At 60.5% G+C, this 23,544-nt stretch carries 22 protein-coding genes; 16 read left to right on the top strand and 6 right to left on the bottom strand.

Annotated elements, in window-relative coordinates; genetic code table 11:
* Nucleotides 1-33 precede the first annotated feature (33 nt).
* The 6 genes from BSY240_RS10365 (at nt 34) to folD (ending at nt 3,885) form a co-directional block, all read left to right on the top strand.
* A complete protein-coding gene (locus tag BSY240_RS10365) occupies nt 34-387 on the top strand; it encodes a hypothetical protein (RefSeq protein ID WP_052018175.1) in 354 nt (117 codons plus the stop codon).
* 33 nt (nt 388-420) lie between these two features.
* Nucleotides 421-981: a rod-binding protein gene (locus BSY240_RS10360; RefSeq protein WP_069042257.1), complete on the top strand. Its 561-nt coding sequence runs from the start codon at nt 421-423 to the stop codon at nt 979-981.
* Between the two features lie 29 nt (nt 982-1,010).
* Nucleotides 1,011-1,376 carry a hypothetical protein gene (locus BSY240_RS10355; protein WP_054150928.1) on the top strand — a complete coding sequence of 122 codons (366 nt, stop codon included), beginning with the start codon at nt 1,011-1,013 and terminating at the stop codon, nt 1,374-1,376.
* The gene (locus BSY240_RS10350; RefSeq protein WP_054150829.1) at nt 1,376-1,915 is read left to right on the top strand and encodes a flagellar basal body-associated FliL family protein; all 540 of its coding nucleotides are present in this window, start codon (nt 1,376-1,378) and stop codon (nt 1,913-1,915) included. Before BSY240_RS10355 ends, BSY240_RS10350 begins: the two co-directional genes overlap by 1 nt.
* Before the next feature lie 123 nt (nt 1,916-2,038).
* Entirely contained in the window at nt 2,039-2,860 is an 822-nt protein-coding gene (locus BSY240_RS10345) for a WecB/TagA/CpsF family glycosyltransferase (protein WP_150127450.1), read from the top strand.
* Between the two features lie 125 nt (nt 2,861-2,985).
* Nucleotides 2,986-3,885 carry a bifunctional methylenetetrahydrofolate dehydrogenase/methenyltetrahydrofolate cyclohydrolase FolD gene (gene folD, locus BSY240_RS10340; RefSeq protein ID WP_069042256.1) on the top strand — a complete coding sequence of 300 codons (900 nt, stop codon included), beginning with the start codon at nt 2,986-2,988 and terminating at the stop codon, nt 3,883-3,885.
* A gap of 22 nt (nt 3,886-3,907) precedes the next feature.
* Here the strand turns inward: folD and BSY240_RS10335 are convergent, their stop codons facing one another.
* On the bottom strand, nt 3,908-4,933 hold the full coding sequence (locus tag BSY240_RS10335) for a LacI family DNA-binding transcriptional regulator (RefSeq protein ID WP_069042255.1): 1,026 nt from the start codon (nt 4,931-4,933) through the stop codon (nt 3,908-3,910).
* Between the two features lie 280 nt (nt 4,934-5,213).
* Here BSY240_RS10335 and BSY240_RS10330 point away from each other — a divergent pair, with 280 nt between their 5' ends.
* From BSY240_RS10330 to BSY240_RS10295, 8 genes are all read left to right on the top strand, one after another.
* Nucleotides 5,214-6,566, top strand: coding sequence for an ABC transporter substrate-binding protein (locus tag BSY240_RS10330; RefSeq protein ID WP_054150826.1), 1,353 nt, complete (start codon nt 5,214-5,216; stop codon nt 6,564-6,566).
* 92 nt (nt 6,567-6,658) lie between these two features.
* Nucleotides 6,659-7,900: a carbohydrate ABC transporter permease gene (locus BSY240_RS10325; protein ID WP_069042254.1), complete on the top strand. Its 1,242-nt coding sequence runs from the start codon at nt 6,659-6,661 to the stop codon at nt 7,898-7,900.
* A gap of 14 nt (nt 7,901-7,914) precedes the next feature.
* Complete coding sequence (locus BSY240_RS10320) at nt 7,915-9,078, top strand: carbohydrate ABC transporter permease (protein ID WP_069042253.1); 1,164 nt, start codon at nt 7,915-7,917, stop codon at nt 9,076-9,078.
* Between the two features lie 36 nt (nt 9,079-9,114).
* Nucleotides 9,115-10,770 (top strand): beta-galactosidase BglA, encoded by a 1,656-nt coding sequence (bglA, locus tag BSY240_RS10315; RefSeq protein WP_069042252.1) that lies wholly within the window; start codon nt 9,115-9,117, stop codon nt 10,768-10,770.
* A 14-nt stretch (nt 10,771-10,784) separates the two neighbouring features.
* Nucleotides 10,785-11,873 (top strand): ABC transporter ATP-binding protein, encoded by a 1,089-nt coding sequence (locus BSY240_RS10310; RefSeq protein ID WP_069042251.1) that lies wholly within the window; start codon nt 10,785-10,787, stop codon nt 11,871-11,873.
* A 155-nt stretch (nt 11,874-12,028) separates the two neighbouring features.
* Complete coding sequence (locus BSY240_RS10305; RefSeq protein ID WP_054150821.1) at nt 12,029-12,436, top strand: hypothetical protein; 408 nt, start codon at nt 12,029-12,031, stop codon at nt 12,434-12,436.
* A 123-nt stretch (nt 12,437-12,559) separates the two neighbouring features.
* On the top strand, nt 12,560-13,264 hold the full coding sequence (locus BSY240_RS10300) for an SDR family oxidoreductase (protein WP_069042249.1): 705 nt from the start codon (nt 12,560-12,562) through the stop codon (nt 13,262-13,264).
* Between the two features lie 185 nt (nt 13,265-13,449).
* Nucleotides 13,450-14,781 carry a tlde1 domain-containing protein gene (locus tag BSY240_RS10295; RefSeq protein ID WP_069042248.1) on the top strand — a complete coding sequence of 444 codons (1,332 nt, stop codon included), beginning with the start codon at nt 13,450-13,452 and terminating at the stop codon, nt 14,779-14,781.
* Nucleotides 14,782-14,867: 86 nt separating this feature from the next.
* Here BSY240_RS10295 and BSY240_RS10290 read toward each other — a convergent pair whose 3' ends face one another.
* Complete coding sequence (locus BSY240_RS10290) at nt 14,868-15,653, bottom strand: DUF4394 domain-containing protein (RefSeq protein ID WP_069042247.1); 786 nt, start codon at nt 15,651-15,653, stop codon at nt 14,868-14,870.
* On the opposite strand from BSY240_RS10290, the gene BSY240_RS10285 reads away from it, so the two are divergent.
* On the top strand, nt 15,643-16,467 hold the full coding sequence (locus BSY240_RS10285) for a sigma-70 family RNA polymerase sigma factor (protein WP_442856004.1): 825 nt from the start codon (nt 15,643-15,645) through the stop codon (nt 16,465-16,467). The genes BSY240_RS10290 and BSY240_RS10285 overlap by 11 nt on opposite strands.
* A complete protein-coding gene (locus BSY240_RS10280) occupies nt 16,464-17,171 on the top strand; it encodes an anti-sigma factor (RefSeq protein WP_069042246.1) in 708 nt (235 codons plus the stop codon). The genes BSY240_RS10285 and BSY240_RS10280 overlap by 4 nt, the downstream gene beginning before the upstream one ends.
* Nucleotides 17,172-17,214: 43 nt before the next feature.
* Here the strand turns inward: BSY240_RS10280 and BSY240_RS10275 are convergent, their stop codons facing one another.
* The 4 genes from BSY240_RS10275 to zwf all read right to left on the bottom strand — a co-directional run bounded on the left by BSY240_RS10275 (nt 17,215) and on the right by zwf (nt 23,412).
* Nucleotides 17,215-19,011, bottom strand: coding sequence for a methyl-accepting chemotaxis protein (locus BSY240_RS10275; protein ID WP_069042245.1), 1,797 nt, complete (start codon nt 19,009-19,011; stop codon nt 17,215-17,217).
* A 277-nt stretch (nt 19,012-19,288) separates the two neighbouring features.
* Complete coding sequence (edd, locus tag BSY240_RS10270; protein ID WP_069042244.1) at nt 19,289-21,106, bottom strand: phosphogluconate dehydratase; 1,818 nt, start codon at nt 21,104-21,106, stop codon at nt 19,289-19,291.
* A gap of 123 nt (nt 21,107-21,229) precedes the next feature.
* A complete protein-coding gene (pgl, locus tag BSY240_RS10265) occupies nt 21,230-21,928 on the bottom strand; it encodes a 6-phosphogluconolactonase (protein WP_069042243.1) in 699 nt (232 codons plus the stop codon).
* Between the two features lie 11 nt (nt 21,929-21,939).
* On the bottom strand, nt 21,940-23,412 hold the full coding sequence (gene zwf / locus BSY240_RS10260) for a glucose-6-phosphate dehydrogenase (protein ID WP_069042242.1): 1,473 nt from the start codon (nt 23,410-23,412) through the stop codon (nt 21,940-21,942).
* Between the last annotated feature and the right edge of the window lie 132 nt (nt 23,413-23,544).

Raw genomic sequence — 23,544 nt, 5'->3', positions numbered from 1 at the left:
AAACTCAAGCGTCTCGTCGCCGTACAGCGTCACATGGAGCGGATGGCCGAAAGCGATCTGGGCATCACCGCACAACGCATCGAGGAAAACGCTCGTTCGATGGACACGGTCATGGATGCCATCGGATCGCTCGATCCCTTGCACCGGCTTTTCGCCCAGAACTATGCGGACCGCTTCGATCGCCTGTCCAACACGGACAAGCAGTTGCACGGTCTGCAGCAGGTTCAGGAGATGAAGCTGATGCGCGAGCGCGCCAAGGGCGACCGGCTGGAAGAAAACATGAAGGATGCGCGCGACCACGAAGAGCGCGAGCGCGATGACGATGCCATCTATGATCTGATCGACCTGAAATTTGCCACACCAGCCTCCAGCAAGCTTCAGGAGTGATAGTCGCCTCGAACCGAAATCGAGGATGTCATCGTGGCCATTTCTCCTCCAAGCGATCTGGTGCTGGACGTTGTCCGTGCTGCTGATCCGGCACAAGTTGCCGCTGCTCAGGAACAACTGAAAGCCAACCGGGCGAATTTCATGGCGACCAGTCTCGCCGAGAAGGGCGCAGGTTTTGGCGCGACTGTCGACATTCTGAACCGCAGCGCCAACGCCGCTCGCGTCGAAGCGACGGCGCAACCGACCGAGGATGTCGGCAAGCCTCCGAAGATCTACCGCGATTTTGAAGCCGTTTATCTCACCAACTTCGTCCAGAGCATGCTGCCGGACGAGAGCGAGGAAGTGTACGGCAAGGGCAATGCCGGCGAGATGTGGAAGAGCATGATGGCCGAGCAACTCGGCACGGTTCTGTCTGAATCCGGCGGCGTCGGCATCGCCGAGCAGATGTATGACCAAGCCCTCCAGCGCGTGCGCGGACAAGATAGCGTGAATGCTGCCACGGACGAGACAGATCGCGGGCTCGCCATGAGCTGGGTGACCGATCTGGAGCGCCGCACCCTGGGTGCCGGCGCCGACACCGATAACAAGAATTGATCGATTTTTCGAAAGACAGGGCAGAATTCATGGAATTTGTTTCAAGCGAATATCGGGTGAAGACGGTACTGAGCCGGCTTGAGCGTATCATCGACAATGAGAACGAGCGGATCGGCAAAGATCCGGAATTCGACTTCAAGGTTTCCAACGCCCACAAGAGCCGCTGCCTTTACGAATTGACCATGCTGTTCCGTGACACGGACCCGCGCGAATTCGCGGTCAACTATGTCGAGCAGCTCCATGTTCTGAAGGAAAAGCTCGCTCTGAACGCCCGTCGCGTCGAGGCGCATCTCGCGGCCGTTCGTGCGGTTGCCGACATCCTGAAGAACGCGGTTCGCGACGCAGACGGTGACGGCACCTATTCTCAGGAACAGTTCCAGTTCAGCGAGTTCTGATGGGCAAGATACTCGGAATCGGCCTTTGGGTCTGCATCGTCACGCTGGGGGCCGTCTACGGTTCGATCTATCTGGCGACAGCCCCTGCCGGCCCGAGCGAGGAAGAAACAAAGACGGCCGCACTCGAGCTCGTTCGCGGTGAGTCCATCACCATTCCGGTCATCGGCGGTGGTGATGTCACCGGATATTTCCTGACCCGCATCTCCTTCATGATGGACAAGGAAAAGCTCAAAGGACAGGACCTGCCGACGACCGAATTGATGACCGACCAGCTGTTCACGCTGCTGGTTGGCAACAAGATGGTCGACATCGGCAACGTCTCCGCCTTCGACGTCAATTCGTTTCGTGAGCAGATCAAGACCGAGATGAATGCAAGGCTCGGTGAGGGTATGATCGCTCAGGTGCTGATCGAGCAGCTCGATTACGTCTCGAAGGACGCCGCCCGCAAGGCTGCCGACGGTGGTTCCAAGCCCATGGAGAAGACCACGGTCGTCGAAGGCGAAAAGGTTGAGGAAAAGGCGGCATCCTCAGGGCATTGACCATTCGCGTGGCCTTATGGTGAACGCCGCATTGATCATCTCATGAGAATTGTAGCGCGGAGCTTAACCTGAATTTTAGCGGTGACTGATAGGTTCTGGGTATCAATCCTTGGGACCCCTTCCATGCCAGCTTCGTCATTTTCTGCAGTGAGAGAGCCTGACGACGTCGTTGGCCCGGCTCCGCAAACGATTGTCCCCGTACGCCCGATCCTCGACATGCCCGTCCACGACCTGGGCTGGAAGCCAGCGCTCGCCCTTCTTGAGGAAAAGCTGACCGAGGACACGGGCCTCACACACATCGCCTTCCTCAATGCCAACAATGCCAATGTGATGATGCGGGACCCCGATTACCGCGAGGTTCTCGGTCGGTGTCTGGTCCTGCCGGATGGCATCGGTGTCGATATCGCCGCGAAGTTCCTGCACGGAGACCGCTTCTCGGCCAACCTGAATGGGACCGATTTCGTCCCGGCAGCCCTGACCTTCATCACGAAGCCGCTCAGGGTAGGGCTGCTCGGAGCAACATCCGAGGTGCTGCAGGATGCAGCCAAGAACTTTCGCCTTCACACACCCTGGCATGAATTCGTCGAAATCTCCGATGGATATTTCGACCGTGCCGATCCGACATTCATCCTCAAGCGCATTGAGCAGGCCCGCATCGATCTGCTGCTCGTCGCCATGGGCACGCCGCTGCAGGAAAAATGGGTCGACAGGCATCTGACCGGCGATCATGCGCGGGTCGTGATCAGCGTTGGCGCACTGCTCGACTTCGTCTCGGGACGTGTCCCCCGTGCGCCTGACTGGGTCCGCCAACTCAGGTCCGAATGGCTGTTTCGTCTTTGGCGGGAGCCTTCGCGCCTCTGGCGACGCTATGTGCTCGGCATCCCCGTCTTTCTCGCCTATGTGCTGCGTCACCGGCTCAGTCAGCCGGCAACGATGTCCGGCTGACACCAGGGCCGCGAAATCCTGCACTTGCAATGTGCCGCATTTTGACAGCATAGGACGGCGACAGGCAAACGGCGCCTGCATGTTGGCGCTAGCTTGCTGCGAGTTCTAGACGGGGATTGTGCACAGTGACCACGGTAATCGATGGAAAGGCAGCCGCTGCTTCGGTGATTGAAGCAGTAACCTCAGCAGCGACGACGCTCAAGACCTCCGGCCATCGCAAGCCCGGTCTGGCTGTGGTCATCATCGGCAACGACCCGGCAAGTCACGCCTATGTCGGCGCGAAGAGCCGAATGGCCAAGCAGTGCGGTTTCAACTCGATCCAGCACACCTTGCCGGAGGAGATATCTCAGGACGAGCTGATGACGCTGGTCGCCTCGCTCAATGCCGACCCCGAGATCGATGGCATCCTCGTCCAGCTCCCGCTTCCCAAGCATCTCGACAGCGAGCCGGTGATCCAGTCGATCCTGCCGGAAAAGGATGTCGACGGCCTGCACATCGTCAATGCCGGAAAGCTTGCGACAGGTGATTTGAAGACGGGCCTGCTCTCCTGCACCCCGGCCGGTGCCATGATCCTTGTCCGCCAGATCCATGGTGACGACCTGTCCGGCCTGAATGCACTGGTGATCGGCCGGTCGAACCTCTTCGGAAAGCCGATGGCGCAACTTCTGCTGAATGCCAATGCCACAGTCACTATCGGCCATTCTCGCAGCCGCGACCTGCCGGAACTCGCCCGCCAGGCCGACATCCTGGTCGCCGCCGTCGGCCGCGCCGAGATGGTCAAGGCTGACTGGTTGAAGCCCGGCGCGACCGTCATCGATGTCGGCATCAATCGTGTTGCGGCTCCGGAGAAGGGCGAGGGCAAGTTCAAGCTGGTCGGCGACGTCGCCTTTGCCGAATGCAAGCCGGTTGCCAAGGCGATCTCGCCGGTTCCGGGCGGCGTCGGGCCGATGACGATTGCCATGCTGATGGCCAACACAGTGATTGCAGCCCATCGTCGGGCAGGCATGGCGGCGCCGCGCTTCTGACGGCTTACGCCGGGCGCCGTGCTCAGGCCGGCGCCGGTCCCGTCGAGGCACGCACCACCAGTTCCACCTTCCACAATTCCTGCTCGGGCAAGGCTGGTTCGCTCTGGTTGATCATTGCAATCAGGCGCTCGCCGACCCGCTTTCCTGCTGCGCGCAACGACGAGCGGGTCGTGGTGAGGGGCGTCGAGAAGTTTTCCGGTTTCAGCAGCGGCAACTCGTCGTCATGGGCGATAAGCGAGATGTCGGTCCCGAGCTTCAGCCCGAATTCGTTCATCGCCCGGACGGCGCCGAGAGCAAGCACGGTACTGGCACACAGAACCGCAGTCGGACGATCGGGCAAGCCCAGGATCTCTTTCATGCCGCGATAGCCCTGCTCGTCGCCCATGAAACTGTGCCGGGTGTGCCGGGGATCGAGCAGGAGCCCTTTCTCAGCAAGCGCCTTCTCCGTTCCAAGTCGACGCCGACAGGCGAAGTCGAGCTCCGCCTGTCCATTCAGCAGGGCAATACGCTTATGCCCGAGCTGGAGCAGGAAGCGTGTCGCATCATAAAAGGCGCCTTCGTTGTCCACATCGAGGAAGGGGTAGTCGAGACCGAGACCGGATGATCGACCGTGCACGATGAAGGGCAGGGACAAGGATTTCGCCATCGCGATCCGCGGATCTTTCTCGCGCACATAGGCGAGATAGTAACCATCAACACTGCCGCTTGAGACGAGCCAGCGGATGGCCTGTTCCTCTTCTTCAGCCCGTGACGGCATGATGACGAAATGGAAGTCGTGGACGATCGAGGCTTCGGCGAGCCCGCTCTGGAATTCGGCGAAGTGCATGTCCGAGCTATGATCGGGCGAGATCGGCATGATCAGCCCAATGGATCCGGCCTTGCCGGTCGCCAGACGCTGGGCCGCCCGATTCGGACGGTAGCCAGTCTCCTTTGCCGCCTGAAGCACGCGCCTGCGCGTCTCCGCGTTCACTTCCGGATAGCCGTTGAGCGCACGGCTTATCGTCGTCTGCGACAGACCGAGCATCTGCGACAATTCTTTGAGATTCACTGCTGGCATTCCTCTCCCGTGCAAGACCGCCAGTTGCCTCCGCAGGTGGTCAAAGCGCTTCGACTATGGCGCAGACGCCCGGTCGGCGACAAGAGAAAAATGCTTTAAATCAATGCAGATGCTGCTGGCCGTGCCAGGGGTTGCGCCAAAATGCGGCAGAACCAGAAAAGCGCTTGACTCAATATGGAACCCAATGGGATGAAATAGGGGCCAAAGCGCTTTGAGGATAATGCGCTGACCAAGGACGTTTGGCCGTCCGATGTGATGGGAGGTTAATCACATGAAGAAACTGTTTTTGATGACCGTGGCTGCTGCCGCGCTCGTTGCTGGCACGGCCGGCGCACAGGAATTGAAGTTCGCTCCCGGTGAAGATGCCAAGTTCAATTGGGCAAGCTTCGAGGAGCTGAAGAAGACCCAGCTCAACGGCGAACAGATCACCATTTTTGGCCCCTGGCTGGGCCCGGACCAGGTCCTCGTTGAAAGCGTTCTGGCCTATTTCGCAGCCGCGACCGGCGCGGATGTCCGCTACACCGGCTCTGACAGCTTCGAGCAGCAGATCGCCGTCGATCTGGAAGCCGGCTCCGCCCCGAACATCGCCATCTTCCCGCAGCCGGGCCTCGCGTCCGACATGGCGAAGCGTGGTTTCCTGACCGATCTCGGCGCTGAAAACGCATCCTGGCTTAAGGATAACTACGCCGCTGGCCAGTCCTGGGTCGATCTCGGCACCTATGCTGGCCAGGACGGCAACAAGGCCTTCTACGGCTTCCCCTTCAAGACTGACCTGAAGTCGCTCGTCTGGTATTCGCCTGAAAACTTCGAAGATGCCGGTTACGAAGTCCCGCAGACCATGGAAGAGCTCAAGGCTCTGACCGAGAAGATCGTCGCTGACGGTGGTACGCCGTGGTGCATCGGTCTCGGTTCGGGTGCCGCCACCGGTTGGCCGGCCACCGACTGGGTCGAGGACATGATGCTGCGCACGGCGTCGCCGGAAGACTACGACAAGTGGGTTTCCAACGAGATGAAGTTCGACGACCCGATCGTCGTCAATGCCATCAATGAGTTCGGCTGGTTCGCCAAGAACGACAAGTTCGTCGTCGGTGGTGCCGGCGCCGTCGCTTCGACCGACTTCCGCGACAGCCCGAAGGGCCTCTTTGCCTCGCCGCCGCAGTGCTACATGCACCGCCAGGCGTCGTTCATCCCGTCCTTCTTCCCTGAAGGCACGTCGGTGGGTGAAGATGCAGACTTCTTCTACTTCCCGGCCTATGCCGAAAAGAACCTCGGAAGCCCGGTTCTTGGCGCTGGCACGACCTTCACTATCACAAAGGACAGCAAGGCCGCTCGCGCTTTCATCGAGTTCCTGAAGTCGCCGATCGCCCATGAAGTCTGGATGGCCCAGAAGGGCTTCCTCACCCCGCACAAGGGCGTGAACCCGGAAGTCTTCACGGATCCTACCGTCCGCAAGATGAACGACATCCTGCTGCAGGCGACCACGTTCCGCTTTGATGGTTCTGACCTGATGCCGGGCGCCATCGGCGCAGGAAGCTTCTGGACCGGCATGGTCGATTATGTCGGTGGCAAGTCCGCGGAAGATGTTGCAAAGTCGATCCAGACAGCCTGGGACGGCGTCAAGTAAGCTGCCATAGAGCAGTACTGCCTCACGAGCGTCCGGGCTAAACCGCCCGGGCGCTCGCAAAAATCAGAAGGCATGCGGAGGGGGAGACCATCATGAATCCAGCGTTGCAGGCTCTGATCACGATCATCATCGGTGTCGGTGGATGTGTCGGTTATTTCTACCTGTCGAATATTTTTGTCGACAGGGTGCTGTTCCCCGCCAAGGGTGAGCACGCAGGGCGCAATATTAACCGCGCCAATATGATCCGCCCTTGGCTGTTCCTGTTTCCTGCCATTGTCGCCCTCGGCTTCTATCTGGTCTATCCCGTCATCGCCACGCTCTGGCTATCCGTGTCGGACCGCAGTTTAGGGGGAGCCTTTGTCGGCTTGGCCAATTATGAGCGGATGGCTGCTGAACCGAAGTTCTGGGAGGCGATCACCAACAATCTGCTATGGCTGATTGTGGTACCGGCAGTCTCGACAGCCTTCGGCCTTCTGGCCGCACAGCTTACCGACCGCATTTCCTGGGGAAGCATCGCGAAATCGCTGATCTTCATGCCTATGGCGATCTCCTTCGTCGGTGCGTCAGTCATCTTCAAGCTGGTGTATGACACACGACCGGCGGGTGAGGAGCAGATCGGTATCCTCAACGCCATCTGGCTGTCTTTCGATGGCGGATTTGGGGCGGTTCTGACCCTGCGTATCCTGCCGGCACTGCTGCTCCTCGCGTTCATTGCCTTCGTCGCCTATGGCATTTACCAGCTGTTGCGTCCCCTCGGCGGAGGAATCGGCCATCGTGGCGGAAGCTCGAAATTCGGTGTCGTCGTTCGCGTTGCGCTGACGCTCGCCGGAGCCTGGCTCTGCTATCGTGCGCTTGTCTCCATCTACATCGTCATGACCTTCGCCTATCCCTATGGCGAGCCGCAGACCTGGTTGACGATTCCGTTCTGGAACAACTTCTTCCTGATGGTCGTGCTGATCTGGATCCAGACGGGCTTCGCGATGGTCATCCTGTCGGCGGCCATTCGCGGCATCCCGGAAGAGACAATCGAGGCGGCCGTCATCGATGGCGCGAACGATTTTGAGATCTTCTTCAAGATCAAGATCCCGCAGATCATGGGAACCGTGGTCGTCGTCTGGACCACCATCACGCTCGTCGTTCTCAAGGTCTTCGACATCGTCTTTGCGATGACCAACGGCCAGTGGGAAACGCAGGTGCTTGCCAACTACATGTTCGACAAGCTCTTCCGGGCCAATGACTGGGGCATCGGTTCGGCAAGCGCCATGGTGATCATGCTGCTGGTCCTGCCGATCCTGGTCTGGAACGTCTACAACGCTCGAAAAGAAATGCGCTGAGGGGAGGCGGGATCATGGCAAAGATTGCAGGCAAGAAATCCGGTCTCGTCTGGGCCGTTCATCTCTCGGTCGTAGCACTGGTCATCCTTTGGCTGCTGCCGACTGCGGGCCTTTTCATCTCGTCATTCCGCACTGCGGATCAGATTTCCACCAGCGGCTGGTGGAGCTCGCTGTTCTCGCAGGAGCAGAACCTCGTGCTGAGAACCGCAGCTCCGTCCACCCAGCAGCAGGAAGGCAATCTCTGGGTCATCGAGGGCAATCTGCTCAGCGAAGGCGGTGCTTCGGCCGAAGCAGAGATCTCGGTCTGGGGAACATCCTCGCGTGCCATCAGTGAATACGAGCCCGGTGCGACCGCGCCAATGGGAGACAATGCACGTGTGACCGTCCAGGCCAATGGCGACTATCGTCTGGAAAGTGATGTCGAACTGACCGGAAGCCGCGGTGATCGCATCTTCGTGACGGCCGAGCTGCCGCCGAAGTTTACGCTCGACAACTACGAGACGGTCCTCTTTTCCGGCTCGACCACGGACTCCATGGCAAAAGCCTTCTTCAACACGCTGACGGTCACCATTCCCGCGACCGTCATCCCGATCGTGATTGCAGCCTTTGCGGCCTATGCGCTTGCCTGGATGGAATTTCCCGGACGCGCGCTTCTGATCGCGGCCGTGGTAGCACTTCTGGTCGTTCCGTTGCAGCTCGCGCTCATCCCGCTGCTGCGTCTGCATTTGTCGATCGGCATCGGCAAGGGCTATCTCGGTGTCTGGCTCGCCCATACGGGTTTCGGCCTGCCGCTCGCGATCTACCTCCTGCGCAATTACATGGTGGGGCTCCCGCGCGACATCATCGAATGCGCGAAGGTGGACGGTGCGACGGATTTCCAGATCTTCACCCGCATCATCCTTCCCCTATCGTTCCCGGCGCTCGCCTCCTTCGCCATCTTCCAGTTCCTCTGGACCTGGAACGACCTGCTCGTCGCCAAGGTCTTCCTGATCGATGCGACCGGCGAGACGACCGTGATGACGAACCAGATCGTCGAGCTTCTGGGCACGCGCGGCGGCAACTGGGAAATCCTGGCGACTGCCGCCTTCGTGTCGATCGCGGTGCCGCTCCTCGTCTTCTTCTTCATGCAACGCTACCTCGTGCGTGGCCTCCTTGCCGGATCGGTGAAGGGTGGCTGACGCCGGGTTTCAGACCAAGCCAACAGGAATATCTAAATGAGTGCAGATGCAAATCCCGTCATGACGCCCGACAAGGACTGGTGGCGCGGCGCGGTGATCTATCAGATCTACCCACGCTCCTATCAGGACTCCAACGGTGACGGCATCGGCGACCTGAAGGGCATCACCGCCCGTCTGTCGCATATCGCCGATCTCGGCGCCGATGCGATCTGGATCTCACCTTTCTTCGCCTCGCCGATGAAGGACTTCGGCTACGACGTCTCGAACTACGTCGACGTCGATCCGATGTTCGGCTCCCTGACCGATTTCGACGGCCTGATCGCCGAAGCCCACCGCCTCAACATCAAGGTCATGATCGACCTCGTGATGTCGCACTCGTCGGACCAGCACCCTTGGTTTGTCGAGAGCCGCTCGAGCCGCGTCAATCCCAAGGCTGACTGGTATGTCTGGGCAGATTCGAAGCCGGATGGCACGCCGCCGAACAACTGGCTGTCGATCTTCGGCGGGTCCGCCTGGCAGTGGGATCCAACCCGCATGCAGTATTACATGCACAACTTCCTGACCTCGCAGCCGGACATGAACCTGCACAATCCGGAAGTGCAGGATGCGCTCCTGGCGGCCACACGCTTCTGGCTCGACCGCGGCGTCGACGGCTTCCGCCTCGACACGATCAATTTCTACTTCCACGACAAGGAACTGCGGGACAATCCGCCGCTTGCACCGGAGCGCCGCAACGCCTCGACCGCACCGGCCGTGAACCCTTACAACTTCCAGGAACACATCTACGACAAGAACCGCCCTGAGAACATCGCCTTCCTGAAGCGCTTCCGTGCGCTGCTCGACGAGTATCCGGCGATTGCCGCCGTCGGCGAAGTCGGCGACAGCCAGCGTGGTCTGGAAATCGTTGGCGAATACACCTCCGGCAATGACAAGATGCAGATGTGCTATGCCTTCGAATTCCTGGCGCCGGAACCTCTGACGCCGGAAGTCGTGCGCAACACGCAGAATGCATTCGCAAATGCAGCCCCTGAAGGCTGGGCCTGCTGGGCCTTCTCCAACCATGACGTCGTTCGCCACGTATCCCGCTGGGGAGCAAACGTTCTCGATCGCGACGCCTATGCGAAGATGACCTCGGCGCTGCTCTTGACCCAGCGCGGCTCCGTCTGCATCTACCAGGGCGAAGAACTCGGCCTCACCGAAGCCGAAATCGCCTTCGAGGATCTGCAGGATCCCTATGGCATTCAGTTTTGGCCGGAGTTCAAGGGCCGCGACGGTTGCCGCACGCCAATGGTCTGGGACGATCATGCGACCCAGGCGGGCTTCTCGACGGCGCAGAAGACCTGGCTGCCCATCCCGGTTGAACATAACCTGCGCGCGGTCAACACGCAGTTTGGCAAGCCGGAATCCGTGCTCGAGCACTATCGTCGCTTCCTGGCCTTCCGCCGACAGTATCCGGCCTTTGCCAAGGGCGACATCACCTTCCACGAGGCAGGCGATGACCAGCTGGTGTACACCCGCGCCTTCGGCAATGAGAAGCTGCTTTGCATCTTCAACATGAGCGCCGATCAAACGTCGATTGCCATGCCATCCGGCGAATGGATCGCGCTCGAAGGCCACGGCTTTGACAGTGCAATCAACGATAACAAGGTAGAGTTGCCGGCTTGGGGCGCCTATTTCGCGCGCCACGCCTGACAGGGGAGGAAAGCATGACGGGTCTCGTTCTCAAGGACATCCGCAAGGCATACGGGCAGGTGAAGGTCCTGCACGGCATCGATCTGGAGATCAAGGAAGGCGAGTTCGTGGTCTTTGTCGGCCCCTCGGGCTGCGGCAAGTCCACGCTCCTGCGCATGATTGCGGGCCTTGAGGACATCACCGGCGGTGAACTCTATATCGACGGCCAGCTCGTCAACGATGTGCCGCCGTCCAAGCGCGGCATTGCCATGGTGTTCCAGTCCTATGCGCTCTACCCGCATATGACCGTCTATGACAACATGGCCTTCGGCATGCGCATCGCCGGGGAAAGCAAGGAAGAGATCGACCGTCGCGTTCGCTCCGCGGCGAACATTCTTCAGCTTGATTCCTATCTCGACCGCCTGCCGAAGGCGCTGTCCGGTGGTCAGCGCCAGCGCGTTGCCATCGGTCGCGCCATCTGCCGCGACCCCAAGGTCTTCCTGTTCGACGAGCCGTTGTCCAACCTCGATGCGGCCCTGCGTGTTGCGACCCGCATCGAGATCGCCAAGCTCAACGAGCAGATGGCGGACACCACAATGATCTACGTGACCCACGATCAGGTCGAGGCGATGACGCTTGCGGACCGGATCGTGGTGCTCTCGGCTGGCAAGATCGAACAGGTCGGCCCGCCGCTCGAACTCTATGAGCGTCCGGCCAACCTCTTCGTCGCCCGCTTCATCGGCTCGCCGGCTATGAACATCATGCCGGTGACCGTGATCGGCACGGGCGAGGCGACCCGGATCAAGTTGAAGGATGGCTCGGAAGTCACCGTTGATGTGGCGATCGCCGCATCGGAACAGGGCAAGTCCGCAAGCTTTGGCGTCCGACCGGAAGATCTTGCGATCGCAACCGGCGCGGAATTTCTCTTCGAGGGCAATGTGGACATCGTCGAGGCACTCGGCGAAGTCACGCTTCTCTATGTCAAGGGGCCGGTCGAAGAAGAGCCGATCGTCGTCAAACTGCCCGGCATTGTCGATGTGAAAAAGGGGCAGACGCTGCGCTTTTCCGCAGACAAGACCAAGCTCCATCTGTTCGACGCCGATGGTCAGACCTACCGCCGCTGACCATAACTTGACCAATCTGCTTAAAGCCCTGTTATCCTTACCGATAACAGGGCTTTTTCGTGGTCAGGAATGGCCCTTGCGGCAACACCGACTGTTAAGTTGTCGCTGTTAGCTTTTTGCCCATAACAATTGACAAAAAGACGAGGGCAGAAACGATGAGAGCAGCAAGCGGCGGATCTCATTTCCTGAAGAAGGAGGAATCCTTCATGTATGACCGGGAGAACCGGTATCGCATGGAGGATACGATGAATGCCGGGCGCCTCGAATACACCGAGAACGGCATGTCCCACATGGCAGCGCGGCGTTGCGACGTCCTGCGCATATCGCTCAGCGGCGCGGTGATCGGACTGATCACGCAGGTCAATCTTCCCAAGGAATTCTATCTCGATATTCCGGATGCGCGCATCAACAAGGTGGGTGCGGTGCTGATGAAGAGCTTTGCCAACAACACGGCCGAAATCCGTTTCCTGCGCCTGCTGACGCAGAAGGAGCTGGATCGCATCTTCGTCTTCTCCACCCATCCGGCGCACAAGGACCGCGTTCTCGACGTTCGCAGCTGGTAACCTGCGCTTCCACGAAATGCATCAAGGCCGGTGCAGCAAACGCTGCACCGGCCTTCAGCATTTCTGACTGGACATCGCCGGGCTGACCTTTGATCTTCGCTCCCATCAAAGGGAGATACAGACATGTCCAGTCAGAAGGTCGCCATCGTCACGGCAGGGGGAAGCGGTATGGGGGCGGCTGCCGCAAGGCGCCTTGCCGCCGACGGTTTCAGGGTCGCCATCCTCTCGTCCTCCGGCAAGGGGGAGGCACTCGCCGCCGAACTTGGTGGCTTCGGGATCACCGGGTCGAACCAGTCTCCAGAAGACCTTGCGCGCCTCGTGGACGGCACGATGGAGCGTTATGGCCGCATTGATGTCCTCGTGAACAGTGCAGGCCATGGCCCGCGGGCCCCGATCCTCGAGATCACCGACGAGCAATGGGCCAAAGGCATGGATGTCTATCTTCTCAATGTTATCCGTCCGACACGCCTCGTCACGCCGATCATGCAGAGCCAGAAATCCGGGGCCATCATCAACATCTCGACAGCCTGGGCCTTTGAACCATCTTCGATGTTCCCGACCTCGGCCGTCTTCCGCGCAGGCCTCGCGTCCTTTACCAAGCTCTTCGCCGATTCCTATGCGGGCGAGAATATCCGGATGAACAATGTCCTTCCCGGCTGGATCGACAGCCTGCCAGCGACCGAGGAGCGGCGTGATGGTGTGCCGATGAAACGCTACGGTACGAGCGAGGAAATCGCAGCCACGATCGCCTTCCTCGCCTCGGATGGTGCGGCTTACATCACGGGTCAGAACCTTAAGGTTGATGGCGGGTTGACCCGTCACGTTTGAAACTATCTCGACGCCGCGCCCGGAAATGTCACAAAGGAGCTCCGGGCGTAAACCTCTTGGTTACCAAACTTCTTCATTCTTTAGGACAGCCGACAGGACGACCATCGGGCATCCTGTCCCAGTAAAGCCGGTTTCCGCTGCTAGGCGACCGGTTCTCCGAGTTTTGGTAAGCGAGTTCAGGTATCATGGCGTCCTTGACCCCTCAGGTCATCGGTGGCGATCGCGCCGCCGTTCAGAAGACAAAGTCGCGCAGAAATAAGCGCGGCTCCAGCCTGCCGACGGTCTTGGGCATCTCACTGGCCTGCCTCTTCTGGGGCACAGCAAGCCTCGCCGTAATCAAGGGACTGTCATCCTCCACAATCCAGGCACCGAGCGTGGTGGGCCACAGCCTGCCGAATCCGGATCTCGCCCTTTCGAAGCCGCTTCCGCCCCGGACCGTGCCGGCACCATCGGCGGATTTCGCAGCCCTTGATGAGATGCGCAACCGCTTTGCCGAGGCGATCGCCGCCACCGACCATCTGGGTCTGCTGATGCTGCCCGCTGCCATGCAGCTTGCAGAGGTCGACAAGTCCGACCGCCTGCTGCTCGCCCGTGTGGAGAGCGTTGTCGGCGCACAGGACATTGCGGTGTTGCGCGAAGCGCTGGCTCAAGCGGAAGCGGGGCGTCAGCAGGCCGCCCTTGCGACTGCCGCCCATGAACGCCGCAGCGAGAGAGACGACGTTGATCCCGTCGTCACCGCCTCCATCGCGAGGAACACGGCCGAGGCAGCACCTGTCGCCCTCGGCTATGCTGCAACGCCAAGCGCATCCGAAACGATGGCCACGGCCGATCCGCGCGAAGAGCCCTTCGAGGAATTGCTCTCGGCACCCCATACAGAAGATCACGGTGCGCTGCCGGATGACGGCCCGGTTCCGGGTGCCAAGCCGCAGGCCAAACCGCGTGTCGAGCGCGTGCCGGCTCCGGAAGCGCCTGTTGCAGTCACCACGACTGAAAAGCCGAATAAAAAGACGCTGTTCGGCATGCTGGCCTACGCCAAGCCGGAAAATCCGATCACCACGGATGACGGGGCAGGGGGCATCTTCAACCGCAAGAACAGCCTGCCCGGTCCGGGAAGCCGCATTGCCGTCTACGTGATCGAGGATTCCGTCGTGCACATGCCCAATGGCGAAAAGCTGCGCGCCCATTCCGGTCGTGGCCACATGCGCGACAATCCCAAATATGTGCATGTAAAGAACATGGGGCCGACGCCACCCAACGTTTACAAGCTGCGCATGCGCGAAGCCCGTTTCCATGGCATCGAGGCCATTCGCATGAACCCCGTCGGCGATGCCAAGATGTATAACCGCGACGGCTTCCTGACCCACACTTACCTGCTGCGCCGTCGTGGTGACAGCTCAGGCTGTGTCGTCTTCGAAGACTACAATAAGTTCCTCAATGCCTATAAGCGGGGACACGTCCATACGTTGATCGTCGTGCCCAGCATGCGGGAACTGCCAAAATATATGGCGATGCTCTGATGAAAAGGCCTCCGCGATGATCTCGCGGAGGCCTTTTCGCTTTGCTTGGCGGAGCCTGCGGATACAGGCCCCTTGTAAGCTCTGGCTTACATCGCCGGGATCACCGTGATCGACTTGATCGCCGCCGGCGCACCGGTGATGTCACCGGTCTTCGTTGCTGCACCCGTTTCAAGGCTGACCGTGTAGAGTGCGCTATCGGCAACCAGCCAGGCGGTATTCTTGCCGTCGGCTCCCGCTTCGATGTCGAAGGCATAGGTCTTCGGCATGCCCTCGATGCCCAGCTTGCCGATCGCCTTCAGCGTTCCGTCATTCGGCTTGGTCTGCTGGATGAGCGCGCCGATCGTCGCGTCGATGTTGTACATCGCGGTCTTTTCCGGCTTGCCGACAGAATTCGTATAGGCGGCAGCGACTGTATTCGGGGTTTCGCCCTTGTGCATGTCGCCTTCCTCGAAGACGAGGCTGCCGTCCACGGTCACGGCACCCGTGTCGGGATGGACGCGATGATTGGTGGTGCCGGTCATGTAGCGCAGCCGGTCAGCCGCCGGGTTGAAGTTCACGACCACAGGCGCATCGCCGATCGTCAGCGGCTTGTCCATCTTGGCGAGTTCCGTTGCCGCGCCGGTTTCCGGATCGATGGTGACGATGACATTGTCCGCCGTCACGCCAACGATGGTCTGATTGGCCGGACGGTAGTCGATGCCGACGAGGCGATCGACGCCGGTGACGTCCATCGACTTCGAGACTTCAGGCTTTTCAGTGTCGAACATCACGAGCGTCTTGTCGCCTGCGAGACCGACGACCTGAGCGGCCTGGGCGCCGAAGGCCGCAAGGGCGGTGGCTGCGGCAAGGCTGAGGATACGGATGCTGGTCATGGAAAACTCTCCCGTTTGGATGGTGGCGACACCGATCTGGTGCCTCCTGAACCAAAGACACGCGGCAGATGCCGATTGGATGCAGGCGTCAGAAGTTTTTTTCTTCTGCATCCAGAGACGCTCGTCGCGTGTCTCCGAAATGAAGGAGAAACTCATGGACGTGGCGATGACGAGCGGCAGTTCTTCGGCGGGTGCATGTGGTGCAGGTTGCCAAATCAGACGGGTGAGCTACTTTCCGCGCAGGTTCTTGGAAGGAAGCTGGATGGAGAATGAGCAAGATAAGCTCGGTGTGGCACTGAAAGCCTGTGCCGCAGGGGATCGCAACGGCCTGGCCTTGATCTACGAAAGCGAGGCGGCTCGCATGGTCACGGTGGCTGAGCGAATCTTGCGTCGTCACGACCTGGCGGAGGAAATCGTCCAGGAAGCCTTCTTGCAGATCTGGAACAAGGCCTGGCAGTACGATCCGTCGCGCGGCTCCGCGCGCGGATGGATCTTTGCAATTGTTCGGTCACGCTCGCTGAATGCACTCCGGGATGGTGGGCGGGAAGATCTGACTGAAACGGACAGCCTCGAGCGACTGCAGGATGAGGGCGCGGATGCCCTCTATCACGATCTGTTCGATCAGCTCGATACAACAAGCCGCCTGCGCGCCTGTCTTGGACGGCTCGACGGGCTGCGTCGCAAGACGGTCATGATGGCTTATGTCTCCGGCTACAGCCATGGCGAGATCGCCGGTCGTTTGAAATTGCCGCTTGGGACCGCCAAGGCCTGGATCCGCCGCTCGCTGGTAGCGCTGAGGGAGTGCATGGCATGAGCACATGGCACACTTTAGCCGAACGCGCCGATGCCTATGTTCTCGGACTGATGGACGAGGACGAGCATCGTTCAACCGAAACCGAGATGGAACGCGACGAGAGCCTCGCCCGTGCCGTTGCCGTGTCGCGTGATAAGTTCCTGGAGCTCGACCTCGTCGGTCCGACCACGAGTGTCTCTCCCGATCTCTGGGCAAGGATTGAACGACAGCTTGGTCCGCAGGAGCGAACGAAGAGCGCCGCCGCTCCGCCAGCGGCTGTCAACGACAACGGCCTCTCCTGGTGGCGAGGTTTCGGTCTGTCGGCTGCGGCCGCCTCGCTCCTGCTCGTCGGTGCCTTGTCCTTTACCCTTCTCCGCAGCGCGGAGCCACAGGTCATCGCCGTCCTGATGAATGAACAGGGCGAGCCGGTCGTCATGATCGAGGATTTCGGCAATGACACGGCCAAGGTGATCCCGCTCTCCGACGTGTCCGTGGCAGCAGACCGGTCGCTGCAGCTCTGGACGCTGCCGTCAAGCGATACCGGACCGGTATCGCTCGGCGTTCTCGACGGCTGGCGGACGGCAACAGTCGAAGGGCCTGATCTTCCCGGCCCGATGGAGGAGCAGCTCTACGAGATCACGGTGGAGCCTTTGGGTGGATCACCGACGGGCAAGCCGACAGGCCCGATCCTGGGCAAGGGCTTTGCAAAGATGCCGCGCCCATAAGTGTGGCGTCGCGCCCGGCGTGCGGGCGCGACCCTTGTCAGGCTCAGAACTCCTGCCACTCGTCCTGCTTGAGAGCGGCATTTCCATGCGTCTGCGCCGGGCGTCCCGGTGCGCGCCGGGGTGCTGCTGCCGGGCTGGATGGCGTGTGAGCGCGTGCCGCACCATGGGATGCTGACGTCGCACCCTGCTGGCCGGTATAGTGCCTGCCGAGGGTAAAGCGGGAGATGAACTGGCGAAGCCGCTGTGTCTCCGTTGCCAGCGTGGCGCTCGCAGCGTTGGACTCTTCCACCATGGCCGCGTTCTGCTGGGTGACCTGGTCCATCTGATTGACCGCCGAGTTGACCTCGGAGAGGCCGGTTGCCTGTTCGCGTGCCGAACTGGCTATGGCCTGCATGTGGTCGTTAACCGCAACAATGTTGTCCTGGATCGTCTTCAAGGCCTCACCGGTCTCGCTGACGAGCTTGACGCCGTTCTTCACCTCTTCGGACGAGTTGCGGATCAGCTCCTTGATCTCCTTCGCCGCCTGCGCCGACCGTTGGGCGAGCTCGCGGACTTCCTGCGCAACGACGGCAAAACCCTTGCCCGCTTCACCCGCGCGAGCCGCCTCGACACCGGCATTCAGCGCCAGCAGGTTCGTCTGGAAGGCGATTTCGTCGATCACCCCGATGATGTTGGAGATCTGGTTCGAGGACTGCTCGATGCGTGCCATGGCCCCCACGGCTTCTGCGACGATCTGGCCAGAGCGGGTAGCGCTTGTGTCGGCCGCCTGGGTGGCGTGACGGGCCTCTTCGGCACGCTTCGAGGCGTTGTTGACGTTGACGGTGATCTGGTCGAGGGCCGCTGCCGTCTCCTCGAGCGAAGCCGCCTGCTGTTCCGTGCGTTTCGACAGGTCTTCGGCGCTCGAGCTGATCTCGCGGCTGCCGCTGTCGATCTGGTCGGTCGATTGCGCCACGGCACCGAGTGTGGTCGCGAGCTGTATCATGGCGTCGTTGAGGTTGGTTCTGAGAGCTTCGAAATCAGGAGCGAAGGGTCTGTCGATCGTGAAGCTGACATCGCCCTTGGCCATGCGTCCAAGCGCATCGCCGATCGTGTCCACGGCATGCACGCGCTCGGTCACATCGGTGGCAAATTTCACCACCTTGGTCACACGGCCGCGATCGTCCATGATCGGATTGTAGGAGGCGTTTATCACGACCTTCTTGCCGCCCTTGCCGTAGCGGGTGAACTCGGCGGCCTGGAACTTGCCGGCTCGCAACTGCGTCCAGAAATCCTGATAGTCAGGCGTGCGCGCATATTCGGGGTCGACAAACAGACTGTGCTGCTTGCCCTTGATCTCGTCCATTCGGTAGCCGAGGGCATCAAGAAAGTTCTGATTGGCCGAGACCACTTCCCCTTGCGGCGTGAATTCGATGATGGCCTGGACGCGGCTGATGGCCTCCATCTGGTTCTGGAAATCGAGGTTCTGCAACCGTTCCTTGGCGTTGGCCCATTCGACGACGAAGCCGGTGGTTTTGGCGCCATTCTTCAACGGCGTGACGATCAGGTCAAAAGCCCGGTGGCCGACCCAGATGGTTGCCTTGTGCTGATTCTTCAGGCTCGACAGCATGTTACGCTGATGCCCGGGATCTTTGTGGAAGATGTCGATATTGCTGCCGATCAGCCTGTCGAAGTCGAAGCGCGGCAATTCCTTCTTCAGGTCACTCTCCGCTTCCTTCAACATCGCCTTCGTAGCGGTGTTCATGTAGCGGATGTTGAGTTTGTCGTCGGCGATCATGATGTTCGCGGTAATGACCTCAAGCGATTCAAGCTGCGAGTGGGTGTTGCTGGACATTCCAAACATGTTGCCTTGGTCCTTTGGCCAACTTCCTGCTTCAGAAACCGGACCGCACATTCAAAAGGTAGACAAAGGGCGAAGGTGCAGCAGCAGAATCGTCGTTTTGTATAACCTATTGATATCGCGTTTGTTTCTGTATCAAATTATATAAAATTAGAAGTGTCGAATTTATTAAAGGACGCGTTTGCGAACACACTGCCGGACGAACACTGTCAGTCGGAACAGACAAAAAAGGCCGCGATCGCTCGCGGCCTCTAGTCAAACATGTGCGCAAAAGACGGATTCAGAACAAGACGCTTGCGCCTTGGTCGGCAGGCCCGGCGATCCTGCGGAAGCTCGCAAACAACTCGCGTCCCATACCGAATTCATTGTCATCCAGATTGGTCGTCGCCAGCGGCCGGGCATCGAATTCTGCGGCATCGACCATAACTTCGAGCGTGCCGGCGATAGCGTCCAGCCGGACAATGTCTCCGTCCTTGATCTTGGCAATTGCGCCGCCATCGACGGCTTCCGGCGTCAGGTGGATCGCTGCCGGGATCTTGCCCGAGGCGCCGGACATGCGCCCGTCGGTGACGAGCGCCACCTTGAAGCCGCGATCCTGAAGAACGCCGAGCGGTGGTGTCAGACGGTGCAGTTCCGGCATGCCGTTGGCCTTGGGACCCTGGAAGCGAACGACGGCGATGAAGTCCTTTTCCAGCTTGCCGGCCTTGAAAGCATCCTGCAGTTCCTGCTGATCGTTGAAGACGATCGCGGGGGCTTCGACGACATGGCGCTCCGGCTTGACGGCCGAAATCTTGATGACCGCCTTGCCGAGATTTCCCGTCAGCATCTTCAATCCGCCATTGGCCTGGAAAGGCTTGTCGATCGTTGTCAGCACCTTCGGATCGGCGCTCACCTCCGCTGCCGGCTCTCGGTGGACGTTACCGTCATCGCCGAGCTTCGGATCGATCGTATAGGCAGCCAGACCCTGGCCGTAGACGGTGCGTACGTCGTCATGCACGTAACCAGCCTTGAGCAACTGCTTGATCAGGAAGCCCATGCCACCGGCAGCGTGGAAATGGTTCACATCGGCAAGCCCGTTCGGATAGACGCGGGCGAGCAGCGGCACGATGTCGGAAAGCTCCGAAATGTCCTGCCAGGTGAGCTGGATGCCGCCGGCTCGCGCCATGGCGATCAGGTGGATCGTATGGTTGGTGGAGCCGCCGGTTGCGTGCAGACCGACGACACCGTTGACGATCGAGCGTTCGTCGATCATCTCGCCCGCTGGCGTGAACTCGTTGCCGAGCGCGGTAATGGCGAGCGCGCGCTTGGTTGCTTCCTTGGTGAGAGCGTCGCGCAGCGGCGTGCCCGGATTGATGAAGGAGGCGCCGGGCAGGTGGAAGCCCATGATCTCCATCAGCATCTGGTTGGAGTTGGCCGTACCGTAGAAGGTACAGGTGCCCGGCCCATGATAGGACTTGGATTCCGCTTCGAGCAGTTCCGCACGCCCGACCTTGCCCTCGGCATAGAGCTGGCGAATGCGCGACTTCTCGTCGTTCGGGAGACCGGTCGTCATCGGTCCGGCAGGAACGAATACGGCGGGCAGGTGGCCGAAGGTGAGGGCAGCGATCATCAGACCGGGCACGATCTTGTCGCAGACGCCGAGATAAACGGAGCTGTCGAACATGTTGTGCGACAGGCCGATGGCCGCCGACATCGCGATCGCATCGCGCGAGAAGAGCGAGAGCTCCATGCCCGGCTGGCCCTGGGTTACGCCGTCGCACATTGCGGGAACACCACCCGCGACCTGTGCCACGCCGCCGGCTTCGGATGCTGCCTGGCGGATCAGCGCCGGATAGGTCTCAAAGGGCTGGTGGGCCGAGAGCATGTCGTTATAGGCCGTGATGATGCCGAGGTTCGGCACCACGTCGCCGGCCAGGGCTTCCTTGTCCTTGGGGGAACAGACGGCGAAGCCATGGGCGAGGTTGCCGCATGACAGCGTCGAACGATGCACGCCCTTGGAGATTGCCCGACGTGTGCGGTCGAGATAGGCTTCGCGGGTCGGTTTGGAACGCTCGACGATCCGCTTGGTGATGGCTTCGATGCGGCTGTCTGCACTCATGAGATATTGCTCCTCATCTGGCGCGGGCGCTCAAGGCGCACATCGCGCAAAGGCCTCCTCGGCCGTGAAACTCGTCTTATGCGCATCACCTGCCGGAACGCTCCGACAGGCGAGGGCTCTCCCTCAGGGCGCCCAGTAGATGTCGGTTGCGGTGTGGGCCCGTTCAAGAACGGCCCGGATCGGCATCTCTGCCTCGTCCGTGCCGGCAAGCGCCTTCTCCAGCAAGGCCTTCTTTTCGGCGCCCTCGATGTGAACCACGAGAAGGCCGGCATCGTGAAGCGCCGAGAAGGAGAGGGTGAGGCGAGCCTCGCCCGCCCCCGGCGCTTCCATGGTCATGACGCGGCGCGGCAGCGAAAGATCGAGTGCTGCAGCAAGGTGATCGCCGCCGGGGAAGAAGGAGGCGGTATGCCCATCCGTCCCCATGCCGAGGATCGCCACGTCGAAAGGTTGGCTCATGCCCGTCACGATCCCGGACGCTGTCTTCGCAGCATCCTCGATCGTTGCCTCAGGACGGTAGAGCGGCACGAATTCCGCCGCCACCGCTTCATTCTTCAGAAGATGCGTCTTGACCAGCAGATGGTTCGAACGCGGATTGTCTTCGGGCACGAAACGTTCGTCGACCAAGGTGACTTTCACTTTGGTCCAGTCGAGGATGCGTGTCGACAGCGCCTCGAAGAAAGCCTTGGGTGTCGAGCCACCGGAGACGGCAAGCGTCGCTTCGCCGCGCTCGGCAATCGCAGCCGACAAGGCCGAAGCCACGGTATCGGCGAGACCAGCCGCAAGAGCGGCTCCGTTCTCGAAAATCTTCATCTGATGCGCCATTGGTCCGGGCCTCAGTCGATTTCGTGCCAGGTGCGGCCGTCACGCTCGATCAGCGCAATGGCCTGGCTCGGGCCCCAGGTGCCGGACGTATAGCCCTGCGCCTTCTGGCCGATTTCCTCCCAGGATTTGAGGATCGGATCGCACCAGTTCCATGCGGCTTCCACTTCGTCGCGGCGCATGAACAGCGTCTGGTTCGAACGGATGACATCCATCAGCAGGCGTTCATAGGCATCCGGATTGCGCACGTCGAAGGCCTGGGCGAAGCTCATGTCGAGCGACACGTGGCGCAGGCGCATGCCGCCCGGACCCGGATCCTTGATCATCAGCCACTGCTTGACGCCTTCGTCCGGCTGCAGGCGGATGACCAGCTTGTTGGCCTCGATGCGGCCGGCTGCATCGCCGAAGATCGAATGCGGGATCGGCTTGAAGGCGATGACGATCTCCGACATGCGGGTCGCCAGACGCTTGCCGGTGCGCAGGTAGAAGGGCACGCCCGCCCAGCGCCAGTTGTTGATCTCGGCCTTGATGGCGACGAAGGTTTCCGTGTCGGACACGGAGCCCAGCTCTTCCTGGTAACCGTTGACGGCACCACCGGCGGAAGCGCCAGCGCGGTATTGGCCGCGAACCGTCTGCTTCTCGACATTGGCCGGCGTGATCGGCTTCAGCGAGCGCAGCACCTTGAGCTTCTCGTCGCGCACGGCCTCAGCGTCGAGCGAGGAGGGTGCTTCCATGGCCACGAGGCAGAGGAGCTGCAGGATATGGTTCTGCACCATGTCACGCAGCGCGCCGGCCTTGTCGTAATAGGTGACGCGGCCCTCGAGGCCGACGGATTCCGCCACCGTGATCTGCACATGGTCGATATGGGCGGAATTCCACAGCGGCTCGTAGAGCGCGTTGGCGAAGCGCAACGCCATCAGGTTCTGCACCGTCTCCTTGCCGAGATAGTGGTCGATGCGGAAGATCTGCTCTTCCTTGAACACCTTGCCGATCGTGTCGTTCAGGATCTGCGCCGAGGCGAGATCACGGCCGATCGGCTTTTCGACGACGATGCGGGTCGACTTGGTGATCAGCTTGTGGTCGCGGATCTTGTCGGCAATGTCGCCAAAGATCGACGGGGACACGGCGAGATAGAAGGCCCGAACGATATCCTTGCCCTGGTCGAGCAGCTTCTTCAGATCTTCCCAGCCCTGGTCCGACTTGGCATCGACAGAGACGTAATGGACGCGATCGAGAAACTTTGCGACTTCGCTCTCTTCCAGCTCCTCGGCCTTCAGGTGCTCATGAAGCGCGTCGAGCGTGAACTTGCGATACTCTTCATGCGTCATCGCCGTGCGTGAAGCACCGATGATACGGGTCGGCTCCGTCAACTGACCCGCGAGCTGGCGGTGGAACAGAGCCGGCAGAAGCTTGCGCTCGGCCAAGTCGCCGGTGCCGCCGAAGACGACGTAGTCAAAGGGTTCAACGGGGATGATCTGGCTGCTCATGCGCATCTCTCGTTCGGCAAATTCGTTGGATAGGTTCTAATCTAATCGATTTAAAAAAGCCACCCCGACCGGGTGGAAATTGTCTTTGGATGGCGCTGGAAGGAAGAACAAAGTGTGTTCTGCGACAATCAA

The organism is Agrobacterium sp. RAC06 (assembly GCF_001713475.1).
GTDB lineage: Bacteria > Pseudomonadota > Alphaproteobacteria > Rhizobiales > Rhizobiaceae > Allorhizobium.
Note: the sequence above shows the minus strand (reverse complement) of the source record. Positions and strands in the feature narration are given on the sequence as shown.